This is a genomic window from Ruegeria sp. BI11 (assembly GCF_056538005.1).
Genome location: NZ_JBQFSM010000007.1, coordinates 123,817 through 138,364, shown reverse-complemented (window position 1 = coordinate 138,364; position 14,548 = coordinate 123,817). Strand labels below are relative to the sequence as shown.

The 14,548-nt window shown below is 57.5% G+C and carries 13 protein-coding genes; 10 read left to right on the top strand and 3 right to left on the bottom strand.

Features of this window, described 5'->3' with window-relative positions; all coding sequences use genetic code 11:
• Nucleotides 1-137: 137 nt before the first annotated feature.
• A complete protein-coding gene (locus ACR0DT_RS15980) occupies nt 138-1,196 on the bottom strand; it encodes an ABC transporter ATP-binding protein (RefSeq protein WP_480711714.1) in 1,059 nt (352 codons plus the stop codon).
• Nucleotides 1,193-1,999, bottom strand: a complete 807-nt coding sequence (locus ACR0DT_RS15975; RefSeq protein ID WP_480711824.1) for an IclR family transcriptional regulator — start codon at nt 1,997-1,999, stop codon at nt 1,193-1,195. Before ACR0DT_RS15975 ends, ACR0DT_RS15980 begins: the two co-directional genes overlap by 4 nt.
• A gap of 141 nt (nt 2,000-2,140) precedes the next feature.
• Between ACR0DT_RS15975 and ACR0DT_RS15970 the strand changes: the two genes are divergently transcribed.
• The 10 genes from ACR0DT_RS15970 to ACR0DT_RS15925 all read left to right on the top strand — a co-directional run bounded on the left by ACR0DT_RS15970 (nt 2,141) and on the right by ACR0DT_RS15925 (nt 13,376).
• Nucleotides 2,141-3,400 (top strand): ABC transporter substrate-binding protein, encoded by a 1,260-nt coding sequence (locus tag ACR0DT_RS15970; RefSeq protein ID WP_480711713.1) that lies wholly within the window; start codon nt 2,141-2,143, stop codon nt 3,398-3,400.
• Between the two features lie 90 nt (nt 3,401-3,490).
• Nucleotides 3,491-4,414: a carbohydrate ABC transporter permease gene (locus ACR0DT_RS15965; protein ID WP_480711712.1), complete on the top strand. Its 924-nt coding sequence runs from the start codon at nt 3,491-3,493 to the stop codon at nt 4,412-4,414.
• Nucleotide 4,415: 1 nt separating this feature from the next.
• Nucleotides 4,416-5,264: a carbohydrate ABC transporter permease gene (locus ACR0DT_RS15960; protein WP_480711711.1), complete on the top strand. Its 849-nt coding sequence runs from the start codon at nt 4,416-4,418 to the stop codon at nt 5,262-5,264.
• The gene (gene melA / locus ACR0DT_RS15955; RefSeq protein ID WP_480711710.1) at nt 5,261-6,601 is read left to right on the top strand and encodes an alpha-galactosidase; all 1,341 of its coding nucleotides are present in this window, start codon (nt 5,261-5,263) and stop codon (nt 6,599-6,601) included. Before ACR0DT_RS15960 ends, melA begins: the two co-directional genes overlap by 4 nt.
• Before the next feature lie 25 nt (nt 6,602-6,626).
• Nucleotides 6,627-8,336 (top strand): IlvD/Edd family dehydratase, encoded by a 1,710-nt coding sequence (locus ACR0DT_RS15950; RefSeq protein WP_480711709.1) that lies wholly within the window; start codon nt 6,627-6,629, stop codon nt 8,334-8,336.
• Nucleotides 8,336-9,103, top strand: coding sequence for an SDR family NAD(P)-dependent oxidoreductase (locus ACR0DT_RS15945; RefSeq protein ID WP_480711708.1), 768 nt, complete (start codon nt 8,336-8,338; stop codon nt 9,101-9,103). Before ACR0DT_RS15950 ends, ACR0DT_RS15945 begins: the two co-directional genes overlap by 1 nt.
• Before the next feature lie 4 nt (nt 9,104-9,107).
• Nucleotides 9,108-10,001, top strand: a complete 894-nt coding sequence (locus ACR0DT_RS15940; RefSeq protein ID WP_480711707.1) for a 2-dehydro-3-deoxygalactonokinase — start codon at nt 9,108-9,110, stop codon at nt 9,999-10,001.
• Nucleotides 9,998-10,603, top strand: coding sequence for a 2-dehydro-3-deoxy-6-phosphogalactonate aldolase (locus tag ACR0DT_RS15935; RefSeq protein WP_480711706.1), 606 nt, complete (start codon nt 9,998-10,000; stop codon nt 10,601-10,603). The genes ACR0DT_RS15940 and ACR0DT_RS15935 overlap by 4 nt, the downstream gene beginning before the upstream one ends.
• Nucleotides 10,600-11,460, top strand: a complete 861-nt coding sequence (locus tag ACR0DT_RS15930) for an SMP-30/gluconolactonase/LRE family protein (RefSeq protein WP_480711705.1) — start codon at nt 10,600-10,602, stop codon at nt 11,458-11,460. The genes ACR0DT_RS15935 and ACR0DT_RS15930 overlap by 4 nt, the downstream gene beginning before the upstream one ends.
• Nucleotides 11,457-13,376 carry a beta-galactosidase gene (locus ACR0DT_RS15925; RefSeq protein WP_480711704.1) on the top strand — a complete coding sequence of 640 codons (1,920 nt, stop codon included), beginning with the start codon at nt 11,457-11,459 and terminating at the stop codon, nt 13,374-13,376. Before ACR0DT_RS15930 ends, ACR0DT_RS15925 begins: the two co-directional genes overlap by 4 nt.
• Nucleotides 13,377-13,379: 3 nt before the next feature.
• Here ACR0DT_RS15925 and ACR0DT_RS15920 read toward each other — a convergent pair whose 3' ends face one another.
• Nucleotides 13,380-14,504, bottom strand: a complete 1,125-nt coding sequence (locus ACR0DT_RS15920) for an extracellular solute-binding protein (RefSeq protein ID WP_480711703.1) — start codon at nt 14,502-14,504, stop codon at nt 13,380-13,382.
• Nucleotides 14,505-14,548: the final 44 nt, after the last annotated feature.

Sequence of the window (14,548 nt, the reverse complement as noted above, 5' to 3'; positions counted from 1 at the left end):
GCGTAAGAGCGGGCGGAATGAACCCTTTCAACTCGCCATAACGGATATTGGATACAAAATCCAGAAAAATTGCTACCGACAAAAAACGTGCCGGATCGGCAAAACCGGCGCGTTCTGTTTGGTTCTGGGTTTCGCTGTTACCGGAACCGTTGCCCGCTCTCGGGATCGAACAGCATGGCGCGGTCTGTGCGCACTGTGATGCCGATACGTTCCCCCTGCTTACTGCGCTGGTCGTCACGTTCTTCGACGATCAGCTTGTCGCCATTTGGGGTCAACAGATAGGAATAGCTCACCCCACCAAGCGCCTCGGTCAGATCCACGGTGCAGGTATCACCCGCACGATCAACCTCGATATGTTCCGGGCGAATACCCAGCGTCACTTTGTTCAGACCCGAAGGCACATTGACCGCCACCTCCAAAGGCGCACCAAGCGCCGGATGCGAGACTTTGCCTTCCGCGAAATCGCACTCCAGAAAATTCATCGCCGGTGAGCCGATAAATCCCGCCACAAAGCGATTGTCCGGGTCTCGATACAGGTCCATTGGCGCGCCGACCTGTTCAATCCGACCATCACGTAGCACCACGATTTTATCGGCCATGGTCATCGCCTCGACCTGATCATGGGTCACATAGATCATCGTTGCGCCGATCTCATTATGCAGGCGCGCGATTTCCACCCGCATCTCGACGCGCAGTTCTGCATCGAGGTTGGACAGAGGTTCGTCGAACAGAAATACCTCAGGGCCCCGCACGATGGCACGGCCAATGGCGACGCGCTGACGCTGACCGCCGGACAAGGCTTTGGGCTTACGCTTGAGGTACTGATCCAGCTTCAGGATATTCGACGCCTGTTGCACTTTCTGGTCGATCTCGGACTTGGGAACCCCGTTCATGCGCAGACCAAAACCCATATTCTCGGCTACGGTCATGTGTGGATACAAAGCATAGGTCTGGAACACCATCGCCACGCCACGCTTGGCCGGGTCCATATGGGTCACATCGCGCATCCCGATATGAATTTGCCCATTTGTGGTGTCTTCAAGTCCCGCAATCATCCGAAGCAAAGTGGATTTGCCACACCCCGAGGGGCCAACGAACACGCAGAACTCGCCATCCTCGATTTCCAGATCGATGCCATGAATAACCTGCGTTTCACCATACCGCTTGATCGCTTGGTTCAGAGTCACACCTGTCATGTCGCTTGTATCCTGTCTTTGTCGGCGTTCGGGCGGGTCTCGGGGAACCGCCAGGCCTGTGCTTCGGCTCCGATCTGTTCGGCCACTCGGCGAACACGGGGAACCCAGGTTTCCAATTGTTCGAAATTCATCCGCTCGGTCGATCCGGTGACCGAAATCGCCCCCAGCATCCGCCCTCCGGACGTCAGAATCGGACAAGCGATACAGATGATGCCGGGCTCGTGCTCTTCATCGTCGACGGCGTATCCTCGACTGCGGATCAGGTCGAGATCAGCGCGCAGCGCCGCCTCGGATGTCAGGGTTTTTTCGGTAAACCGGTGATAGCTTTGCTGAGACACGGCGCGGTCGAGCGCGACGTCATCCAGATATGCCATCATCGCCTTACCGACACCGGTACAATAGGCCGGGCCGACTTTCCCCGCCTGCGAATACATCTCGATCGGCTGGGCGGCGTTGCGCTTGTCCACATACAGCACCTGGCTTGAATCCAATTGCGCCAGATGCACCGTTTCCCCTGTTTCGGCGCTCAGCGCATCCAGAAACGGCCTCGCTATCGGCGCCAGCGAGCTTTGCGTCCACGCCGCATGCGCCAATCGCACCAGTCGCAGACCGGGCGTATAGGTCTGCCGGTCCGGATCGTATGACAGCATGCCCTGATTGGTCAGCGTTTGCAGAAATCGGTAGAGCGTCGCCTTAGGGAAAGTACTGCTCTCCAACAGTTCCGCAAATCGGACCGGGCGTGCAAAAGCCGCCACCTGATCCAGCACATCACATGCTTTTCCTATTGTTCCGTCACCTGCCACGGGCGTCTGTTCTCCTCCCATTGACCCATCACCATTGTCACGAGGGTCTTGACAAGACTAACCGAGTCGATGTGTAGTTTTCAATATATAAAACACGGTTTCATTATTTGGAACATTAAGTGGAAGCTAAGGGAGGAAACCATGCATTCCATGTTCAAGCGTACTGCGGTGGCGCTGGCGGCCAGTGTGGCACTTGCTGCGCCCGTTGCAGCCGAACTGTCCGGCGAGCTGAGAATCTTCCTCGATACATCGAACCCGGCGCCCCGAGCGACGATGGAGGCGATGATCGACCGGTTCGCACAACAGCATCCGGGGTTGGAAATCGAAATCACGGTGATAGACCGCGAGGCGTATAAGACGCAGATCCGCAACTTTCTGACTGCGGACACACCGGACGTTGCCAACTGGTATGCAGCCAACCGAATGAAGCCCTATGTCGAGGCCGGCCTTTTCGAGGACGTCTCAGACCTGTGGGCTGAGCCCGAGATTGCAGAGAATCTGGCCTCTACCAAAGGTGCGATGACCCTTGATGGTAAGCAATGGGGCGTTCCCTATACATACTATCAATGGGGTGTTTACTACCGCAAAGACATCTTTGATGAACTGGGCCTGACTGAACCCACAACGTGGGAAGAAGAGCTGGTCAATTGTCAAAAGATCGTCGATTCAGGACGAGTATGCTATACGATCGGAACACGAAACTATTGGACCGCTGGCGGTTGGTTCGATTACCTGAACATGCGCACCAACGGGTTCGACTTCCATAACCAGCTCGCCAATGGCGAAATCAGCTGGGAAGATGATCGCGTAAAGCAGACTTTTGCAAACTGGAAACAGCTTCTCGACTTGGGCGCGTTCCCCGACGACCACACAGCGCGCAGCTGGCAGGAATCGCTTCCCCTTATGGTTCAAGGCGATGCTTCGGCCATATTGCTGGGTAACTTCGCTGTTGCACCCTTGCGCGAAGCGGGTCTTACGGATGACCAATTGGACTTCTATCAGTTTGTTGCGATCAATCCCGACGTTGAACTGGCCGAAGATGCACCCACCGACACGTTCCACATCCCGGCCAATGCCGCAAACAAGGAAGCCGCGCGCGAGTTCCTGCGTTTCGTGGTGTCTGCAGACGAACAGACCGAGATCAACAATGGTGCAAACCTTGGCCAGCTGCCGGTGAACGCCCAGTCGTCGGTGGATAATGACAAGTTCCTGCAGCAGGGCTTTGAAATGCTGTCCACCAACAGCCCCGGCGGTATTGCCCAGTTCTGGGATCGCGATGCACCCGCAGAGATGGCCAAAGTCTCAATGGAAGGGTTCCAGGAATTCATGGTCAAGCCAGATAATCTGGATCGGATTTTGGCCAAGCTTGAACGCGCGCGTGGGCGTATCTACGAGAACTGATCAAGAATGGGCCGGGTCAAAGTCCGGCCCATTCGGATCTTGGCGATAAGTCGGGCATTGGCCCGCCAGCACCTTAACCGGAACAAAACCATGACCCCTGCCGCAGATATGGAACAGGAAAGCTGGTTCCACAGAAACCAACAACGTATCGCTCCGTGGCTGTTTCTGGCCCCGGGCCTGCTGTTCTTCATGGTCTATGTGATCATCCCCTTGTTCCAGTCCTTCAACCTTTCGCTCTATGAGTGGGACGGGCTGGGTGCAGCGGAATATGTTGGATTTCGCAACTATGAAGACCTCTATTGGGAGTGGGTAGATCGGGATGCGTTCTACATCTCCCTCAAGAACAACCTGATCTGGCTGATCCTCTATCTCGGCGCAATACCGGCAGGCCTGTTCATCGCGCTGTTCCTGAACCAGACGGTCTGGGGCATCCGTCTGTACAAATCACTGTTCTTCTTCCCCTTCGTTATTTCTCAGGTCGTTGTCGGCCTTGTGTTCACCTGGTTCTATGACCCGACATTCGGCCTGCTCAACGAGTTCCTCGGTCTGTTCGGCCTCGGACCGCTGAACGTCCTGGGGGACGAGCGCTTTGTCACCTATGGCATCATCTTCGCCGGTCTCTGGCCGCAAACAGCCTACTGCATGATCCTCTACCTGACCGGCCTGAACGCGGTGGACCCCGAACAGATCGAGGCCGGGCGTTTGGACGGCGCCAAGGGCCTGCGGATGCTCTGGCACATCATCCTACCGCAACTACGCCCCGCAACATTCATCGCTTTCGTCGTGACCATCATCGGCGCGTTGCGCTCTTTCGACCTGATTTCGATCATGACCCAAGGCGGTCCGTTCGGCTCATCTCGCGTACTGGCTTATTACATGTTCGAGGTCGCACTGTCCGAATACGGCTTCCGCATGGGGTATGGTGCAGCCATCGCCGTGGTCCTGTTCCTCATCATGCTCTGCTTCATCGCCTATTTCCTGTGGTCGATGTATCGCGAAGAAAGGGGGCACTGAGATGTTTCCCAAACCTATCGAAAAGCAATCCCGCGCCGCACAGATCAGCTATCAGGCCATGCTGCCCGTGGCTTTGCTGCTCTGGTTGGGCCCTCTGCTGGCGGTCGCCCTGTTCTCGGTCAAACCGGCTGCGGATTTCACCAACGCGAACTATTGGGGCATGCCGTCCAGCTTTGAAGGAGCGTTCAACTACGGGCAGGTGTTCTTCAACTCGGACATGCCACGATACCTGCTGAACTCGTTCCTAATTACCATTCCTACGGTAATCGGAGCCGTTGCACTCAGTTGCATGACCGGGTTCGCGCTGGGGATTTACAAATTTCGCTCGAACCTGTGGATTTTCTTCATGTTCGTGGCTGGCAATTTTGTGCCCTTCCAGATCCTGATGGTTCCGGTCCGCGACCTCACCCTGCAACTGGGTCTCTACAACACCAAAACCGGGCTCGTGCTGTTCCACATCGCCTTCCAGACTGGGTTCTGCACCCTGTTCATGCGCAACTTTATCCGCGCCCTGCCCTTTGAGCTGATCGAAGCGGCCCGGGTCGAGGGCATCAGCGAATGGCGCATATTCTGGTACGTGGTCCTGCCACTTATGAAACCTGCGATTGCAGCGCTCAGCGTGCTGATTTTCACCTTCATTTGGAACGATTATTTCTGGGCCATTGTCTTGACCCAGGGCGCCGAAAGCCAACCTGTCACCGCAGGCATCACTAGTTTTAACGCACAATATCGCGCCGCCTATCAGTTGATGAGCGCCGGTTCCATCGTCGCAGCCCTGCCGCCGGTGGCCATGTTCTTCCTGATGCAAAAACACTTCATCGCGGGCCTGACCCTCGGAGCAGTTAAATGACAAAGATCACCTTTATCGGCGCGGGTTCTACAATCTTCATGCAGAATATCGTGGGAGATGTTCTACTGACTCCGGCGCTGGCTGAAAGCCATTTTGCGCTGATGGATATCGACCCCGAACGTCTGGCCGAAAGCGAAGCAGTCGCCCGCGCCATGATCCGTTCGGTCGGGTCGGGCGCAACCGTGTCCACTCACACAGACCGCCGCGCGGCGCTGGATGGGGCGGACTTCGTAATCACCGCCTTCCAGATCGGTGGGTATGAGCCCTGCACAGTCACCGATTTTGAGATCCCCAAGCAATACGGGTTGCGCCAGACCATCGCCGACACGTTGGGTATTGGCGGCATTATGCGCGGCCTGCGCACGGTTCCGGTTTTGTGGAATGTCGCACAGGACATGATGCAGCTGTGCCCGAATGCGACACTGTTGCAATACGTCAACCCTATGGCGATCAATACCTGGGCGCTGGCCGATCAGTTTCCGGCGTTGAAACATGTTGGCCTGTGCCACTCGGTGCAGAACACGGTCGAGGAGCTGGCCAATGATCTGGACCTTCCCAAGGACGACATCCGTTACAAGGTCGCTGGCGTCAATCACGTCGCCTTCTTTCTGCGACTGGAACATCAAGGGCGCGATCTCTACCCCGCTTTGCGGCAGGGTTATGCAAGCAGCCAGATACCCAAGGCCCCATTGCTAATGCCACGCTGCCCCAACAAGGTCCGGTATGAGGTTATGGATCATCTGGGCTATTTCTGCACCGAAAGCTCCGAGCATCTGGCGGAATACGTGCCGTGGTTCATCAAGGATGGGCGACAGGACCTGATTGAGCAATTCTCGATCCCGCTGGACGAATACCCGACCCGCTGCGTGGAACAGGTGGCAAGTTGGAAGGAGCAGGCCAAGACCCTGACCGACGGGCGCGATATCGTGGTCACCCGCAGCCACGAATTCGCCGCCGATCTAATGAACGCTATCATTACCGACACGCCTTACGTGGCCTATGGCAACCTGCCCAACACCGGCCAAATCCCGCAACTGCCCTTGGGGACTGCGGTTGAAACCCCTTGTTTGGTAGACAGCAACGGCGTGCAGCCCTCGGTCGTGACCAACATCCCACCGCAATTGATCGCTCTGATGCGCAGCCAGATCAACGTGCAAGAACTGACGGTCCGCGCGCTGGTCGACCAGAACCCCGAATACATATATCACGCCGCTATGATGGATCCGCACACAGCAGCCGAACTGGATCTGCGCCAAATCCGCAATCTGGTCGATGACCTGCTCGTTGCTCATGCGGACTGGTTGCCGGATTGGTGCAAACCCGCAAAAGCCGCCTGACCCGAAGTATAGAAGGCAGATTAAAATGACAAAGAAACGCCGATCACAGCACTGGTATGGCAAGTTGGACAAAGACGGGTTCATCCACCGCTCGTGGATGAAAAACCAGGGCTTTCCTGATCACGCTTTTGACGGGCGCCCCATCATCGGCATCTGCAACACATGGTCGGAATTGACGCCGTGCAACTCGGGCCTGCGTGATCTGGCCGAAGGGGTCAAACGCGGTGTGTGGGAGGCCGGGGGCTTTCCGGTCGAGTTCCCGGTGATGTCGCTGGGCGAAACACAGATGAAGCCCACCGCCATGTTGTTCCGCAACCTGCTGGCGATGGATGTCGAAGAGTCGATCCGCGCCTATGGCATTGATGGCGTAGTTCTGCTGGGTGGTTGTGACAAGACCACGCCGGGGCAATTGATGGGTGCAGCCTCGGTCGACCTGCCCTCCATCGTGGTCAGTTCTGGCCCGATGTTGAACGGCAAGTATCGTGGGCAAGATATCGGCTCAGGTACAGATGTTTGGAAATTCTCCGAGGCTGTACGCGCCGGGGAGATGACCCTGCAGGATTTCATGAACGCAGAATCCGGCATGTCGCGCAGCGCCGGTGTCTGCATGACCATGGGAACAGCAAGCACAATGGCTTCGCTGGTCGAAGCGATGGGCATGAGCCTGCCCACCAACGCCGCCCTGCCCGCCGTGGACGCACGGCGCATGGCGCTGGCCCATCTGACCGGGAAACGCATTGTCGAGATGGTGGACGAAGACCTCAAACCCTCGGACATCCTGACCAAGGAAGCTTTTGAAAACGCAATTCTCGCCAATGCCGCCGTGGGTGGATCGACAAATGCTGTGGTGCATCTGCTGGCTCTGGCGGGGCGTATAGGCGTTGAACTGACGCTAAAGGATTTCGAGATCGGCTCGGAAATCCCGCTGCTGGTCAACTGCATGCCCTCGGGCCGATACCTGATGGAAGACTTCTGTTATGCAGGTGGGGTTCCCGTCGTCCTGTCAGAACTGAAACCCTTTCTGCGGCCTGCGAAGACGGTTTTGAACAAAGATATCTCGGCCCACTATGAAGGCGCAGAATGTTTTAACCGCGACGTCATCCGTCCCTTTGATGATCCCGTGAAACCAGCTGCGGGCCTTCGCGTACTGAGGGGCAATCTGGCACCGAACGGTGCGATCGTAAAACCCTCGGCCGCGACGGATACGCTATTGGAAACCGAGGCTGAAGCTTACGTCTTTGAAAACATCGAAGACCTGAAGGCCAACATAGACCGCGACGATCTGCCGGTGACGGCTGAGAGCATTCTGGTGCTCAAAGGCTGCGGCCCTAAGGGCTATCCTGGCATGCCCGAGGTCGGCAATATGCCGATCCCCGCGCGGCTGGTGAAAGAGGGTGTGCGCGACATGATCCGCGTCTCGGACGCCCGTATGTCCGGCACTGCATTCGGAACCGTAATCCTGCATGTCTGCCCCGAGGCACAGGCGGGCGGCACTCTTGCGCTGGTGAAAACCGGCGACCGTATCCGTGTTTCCGCCAGTAAGGGAGAGCTGGAACTGCTAGTCGACCAAATGGAACTGGACGCCCGCCACGCTGAATGGCAACCGGACGCGCCGCATTACACGCGCGGTTATGCGAAACTCTATATCGACCACGTGCTGCAGGCCGATCAGGGCGCAGACCTTGATTTCCTTGTCGGCAAAGACACCCGCCTTGTGACCAGAGAGAGCCACTGATGAACCAACCCGCCACCTTCCACGACCTGAACGGCGCATCCGTCTATATTACCGGTGGCGGCGCAGGCGTCGGCGCCGCGCTGACGGATGGGTTTCTGGCCCAAGGCGCAAACGTCGCCTTCATCGGCCGTTCGGACGCCACCGGTTTCGTCGAAGAGATGCGTGACAAACACGGCCGCGAGCCGCTGTTCATGCAGGGCGACATGACGGATACCGAATTGTTGCATGCCACAATGCAAAAGGCCGCCGAAGCGCATGGCCCCCTGAACGTGCTAATCAACAACGCCGCCAACGACAAACGCCACGCGCTTGAGGAAACGACACCGGACTTCTGGGACTGGATGATCGAGGTGAACCTCAAGGCCTATTACTTTGCCTGTCAGGAGGCCGCCCGCCAGATGCAGGGCAAAGGCGGAGCGATCGTCAATTTCAGCTCAATCAGTTACATGATGGGCAATTCCGGTTATCCGATCTACACCACTTCGAACGCCGGGATCACTGGAATGACGCGATCTTTGGCGCGCGAGCTTGGGCCAAAGAACATCCGCGTTAATGCGCTGGCCCCCGGCTGGGTTCTGACGCAAAAACAACTGGATATGTGGGCCACGCCCGAGGATCTGGCCGCCCATCTGGATCGCCAATGCCTGAAAGAACACCTGACGCCCGAGGACATGATCGCACCGACCTTGTTCCTGGCTTCAAACGCCAGCCGGGCCATGACTGGGCAGTGCATGGCCGTCGATGGCGGCGTCGTCGTAACGGGGTAAAACCATGAATACAGAATGGATCGCGATCGATTGGGGAACGTCTCATCTGCGGGTGTGGGCGATGCAGGATCAGACGGTTCTGGACTACGCGCAGTCAGAAAAAGGCATGGTGCGTGTGGGCCAGAACGAATTCCAGCCTACCTTGTTCGAACTGATCGAGGACTGGCTGGGCGCCGCACCGATTGACGTGGTCGCCTGTGGCATGGTCGGCGCCCGGCAAGGCTGGGTCGAGGCCCCATACTCGGCTGTTCCGTGTGAACCGACCCCGGTGGTGCCCGTCCGTGTGCCGGGTACAGATCCCCGCATCCGCGCCTTCGTCGTGCCTGGGTTGAAACAAACGGCTCCGCCAGACGTTATGCGCGGCGAGGAAACCCAGATCGCGGGCTTTCTGGCTACCCGCCAAAATTGGGACGGGGTGATTTGCCTGCCCGGCACCCACACCAAATGGGTGCAGATCAGCGCCGGAGAGGTCGTCAGCTTTCGCACGTTCATGACGGGTGAATTGTTCGAGCTGTTGGGCAGGCAATCGGTGTTGAAGCACTCGGTCGGCGCGGGCTGGGACGAGGCTGCCTTTGCCGAGGCCACCGCCGATGCGCTGTCGAAACCGGAGCAATTGGCGGCACGACTGTTTGGCTTGCGGGCCGCCGATCTGCTGCAAGGGCAGGATGGCGGCGTTACCCGAGCACAGCTTTCAGGTTTTCTGATCGGCGCGGAACTGGCAGCCACTCGCCCTTACTGGCTAGGTCAGCAACTGGCGATCATCGGGGCCGAGAACCTGTCGGAAATCTACGCCAAAGCCCTGCAGCAACAGGGCGCGTTTGTGGAAACCGCCAAAAGCACGCAATGCACCCTGACCGGCCTGCTGCAGGCCCGATACCTGACGAGGCAAACCGCATGAATCGTCCCATCATCGCAATTCTGCGCGGATTGGCCCCTGCGGACGCCATAACCACCGGGCGGTCCCTGATCGACGCTGGCATCGACAAAATCGAAGTACCGCTGAATTCACCTGATCCGCTCACGTCAATTAAGGTTCTGTCCACTGAGTTCGGTGATCGCGCCCTGATCGGGGCTGGCACTGTTTTGACGACCCAGCAAGTCGATATGGTGGCAGAGGTTGGCGGTCGTTTGATCGTTTCGCCCAATTGCGATCCGGAAGTGATCTCTCACTCGCATCGGCTGGGTTTGGAAAGCTGGCCCGGTATCTTCACCCCGACCGAAGCTTTCACTGCGCTCAAGGCCGGTGCAACGGGTCTGAAACTGTTCCCCGGCGCACTGGCTGGACCAACGGGGTTGGCGGCTCTACGTGCGGTGCTACCCGAAGGCACAAAAGTATACGCCGTCGGCGGCGCTGGCCCCGAGAATTTCGACCTGTGGATCAAGGCTAGCGCAGATGGGTTCGGCATTGGGTCGGCGCTGTTCAAACCCGGCATGACCGTTTCAGAGGTCGCAGAACGAGCCGCTCAAATCGTCGCTGCCTACGATGAGGCTGCTAGATGAACACCGTCTACGACGACCGCCCTTGCGAACTGGGCGAAGGACCATTGTGGCATCCGGAACGGCATCAGCTGTTCTGGTTCGATATTCTGGGCAAACGTCTGATGACGCGGGAAGAAGGTGTGCCGCGCTGTTGGCAATTCGACGAGTACGTCTCAGCTGCGAGTTGGGTTGATCAGGATACGCTTTTGGTGGCGTCTGAAACAGGCCTTTGGCGGTTCGACCTGCGAAACGGCCAGAAAGATCCCATCATTCCACTTGAGCCGGATAATCCGGTCACACGCTCGAATGACGGGCGCGCTGATCCATGGGGCGGATTCTGGATCGGAACTATGGGCAAACACGCTGAACCCGGCGCGGGCGCGATCTATCGCTATTGGCGGGGGGAACTACGGCAACTGGTGGCCGATGTCACGATCTCGAACGCGATCTGTTTCGCGCCTGACCGGTCCTGCGCTTATTACACGGACACGGAGACGAAGCAGATCATGCGATGGCCACTGGATGCGGAAACCGGCTGGCCCGAGGGCGAAAGCATAGTCTTTCTGGACCTGCGAGTCGACGGTCTGAACCCCGACGGCGCTGTGGTCGACGCCGCTGGAAATATCTGGATCGCCCAATGGGGAGCAAGTCGTGTTGCGGCCTATACCCCGGCGGGGCGGTTCCTGACTGCCATCACGTTTGAGGCCGCCCATGTTTCGTGCCCCGCATTCGGCGGCAGCGATCTGACCACACTGTTCTGCACCACCGCCCGCGAGGGGCTGGATGCGGAAACGCTTGTCACGTATCCTACCAATGGCATGACTTTTGCCGCCCTCGACGCAGGTATAGGCCAAGCCGAACACAGAGTCATTCTATGATACCTGAACTTGGTGTTTGCTATTACCCCGAGCATTGGCCCGAAAAAATGTGGGCCAAAGACGCCGCACAGATGGTTGAAACCGGCCTGAGTTGGGTGCGGATCGGTGAGTTTGCCTGGAGCAGGATGGAACCCACTTCGGGTGATCTGCAATTCGACTGGTTGGACCGAGCGATTGAGGTGCTGGGATCTGCGGGCCTAAAGGTTGTTCTGGGCACGCCGACAGCAACGCCGCCCCGATGGATGCTTGAGAAATACCCTGACATGCTAGCAGTGGATGCTCGGGGGCAGCCACGCAAGTTCGGGTCACGCAGGCATTATTGCTTTAGCCATCAAGGGTATATCGCCGAATGCGCCCGCATTGCCCGGGTCATGGGCGAACGCTACGTGCGCAACCCGCACGTGGCCGCCTGGCAAATTGATAACGAATATGGCTGCCATGACACAACCGTCAGCTACAGCCAACCTGCCCAACAAGCCTTTCAGCAGTGGCTGGAAGCACAATATGGCTCGGTCGATGCTTTGAACGAAGCCTGGGGCAATGTGTTCTGGTCAATGGAATATGCAAGTTTCGACCAGATCGACCTACCCAACCTGACTGTGACCGAACCCAACCCCGCGCATGCTCTCTCCTTCCGCCGGTTTAGTTCGGACCAGGTTGTTGCGTTCAACAAGGCGCAGGTTGATGTACTGCGACCACTGACCGACGCCCCGCTGTTACATAACTATATGGGCCGGATTCTGGACTTTGATCATTTCAAGGTTGGCGCGGATCTGGATATTGCCACTTGGGACAGCTACCCGATCGGCTTTCTCTCGGACCGGCTTGAAGCTGACGGGGCCCATAAAACCGCGTTCCTGCAACAGGGTGATCCGGATATGCAGGCGTTTCACCACGACCTTTACCGCGCCGTCGGGCGTGGACGCTGGTGGGTGATGGAACAACAACCCGGCCCGGTGAACTGGGCACCTTATAACCCCGCGCCTCTGCCCGGCATGGTCCGTCTGTGGTCACTTGAGGCGGTGGCCCACGGGGCCGAGGTAGTCAGCTATTTCCGTTGGCGGCAGGCTCCGTTCGCGCAGGAACAAATGCATGCTGGCCTTTTGACGCCCAACAACAAACCCGCTCCGGCGCTGGCCGAGGCACGTCAGACCGCCGATGATCTGGCCAAACTCGGTACGTTAACGCAAGCACAGGCAGACGTGGCCATTCTGTTCGACTACGCCTCGGACTGGGCGTGGGCGACACAGCCGCAAGGGGAAGGTTTCAACTATTTCCGGTTGGTTTTTTCGGTTTATCGCGCATTGCGGCGGGCGGGGCTGTCAGTGGATTTTATCTCGGCAACGGAAACGCCCAAGAGCGAATACAAGCTGATACTCGCCCCCGGCCTGGCTACGCTGGATGGCGATCTGGAGAACCGCCTGACGACGAGTTGCGATCTGGCCATCCTTGGACCTCGGACCGGCGCGATCACGCGTGATTTTCAGATTCCGGTCTCAGGTCGCCCGGGCCTGTCCGGGTTGGATTGTGAGGTTGATCTTATCGAGACCCTCCCCCCCCACGTACAGCGCGATGTAGAAGGCGGCGGCGCAGCGCAGCATTGGGTTGATCGCCTGTCCGGAAATGCGCCGAACCTGCTGACCTTTAAAGGTGGCACGACCGCCCTTAAGGGTGAAAATGGTCTGTGGTATCTTGCAGGCTTCCCGGACGAAGTGCTTTGGGACAGGATCATCGCAATGGCTGCGCAAAAAGTCGATCTGACCTTGCATTCACTGCCCGACGGGCTGCGTCGACGCGAAACCGGGCAGCATGTTTTTCTGATGAATTACACCGCCACGCCCGTATTATGGGATGGGTACGAAATCGCAGCATGTGACATCCTCATCCTGCAAAAAGATACACCCGCTAACGGATAGTGTTCAAGCGCTTTCGAACTTGATGACGAACTCGGCCCGCGCCTCGGCATACCATGGGGCTTCGGCCAGCCACGGGTTAAGGTTGGCCAGGGAGTCGCCCGGATAGGCCTCGGCAAAGTTTATTCTGAACTCATCGCCTGCGAAATCCTCGGCCCCAAGTACGGCCGTATTATATCCGTTCACCGCAGCCGCCGCTCCGGCTGGCTCGGGTTGATACAAATAGTCGATGAACGCGTAAACCTGTTCGATGTTTTGCGCGCCGACCGGCATTGCAAGTCCATCTACCCACGCCATCGCACCTTCGATCGGGGCCTGATAATGCACTGGCTCTCCTGCCGATTTCAATGCCAACGGGGGCCCGTCCCAAGTTTGACCCACAACCACACCGTCATCCATCAGCCCGAATTTTTGTGTCTCTGCATCGTTCCAGATCAGCTTGATCCGATCCTTGCGTTCAATGCACCAGTCCGTGATCTGACCCCAAACCTGACGCATGATTTCTTCATCGTCATAGGCGTCCCAGACGGAATCGGGCTCCATCTCACCCATACGTTCCAAATACAAACCGGCGCACAGCATCATCGAATGCGCGCGGCCCATGGTCATGCCAGCATTTTCCTCTGACCAAACATCCCCATAGGAAGGCGCAGAGCCCTCGGGCGACCACAGATCGGTGCGATAGGCAATACCCTCTGTGCCCCAGATATGCGGCAGCCAATGCGTACCACTTTTGTTAAAATCCCAAGCGTCGGTGCCAATCCTGACCATGGATGGGTTGACCGCATCCACGTTCACCTTGTTCAGATCAAACGGTTGCAACAAGTCCAGCGGTGCCCATTGCAAGGAACGCATATTTGTAGGTGTGACAAGGTCAAACCCCTGTCCATTCGAAGCAATCATCATGTCGAGAATTTCTTCGTTCGATCCGATCCCGATATGATTGACCTTAATCCCTGTCTCGGCTTCGAACCCTTCCAGGAATACAGACGGCAGATAATCCGACCACATCACAACGTTGATCTCTCCCGAAGATGCCAACGCACTTTTACTGTAAAGCGGGGCTGCCAATAAAGACGCGCCCGCGCCTTTCAACATTGAGCGTCTGGAAAGAGTTTTCCGGTCAGCCATAGTTGATTCTCCCGCTATTGATCTGTTTTCACGCTTTTACTTGC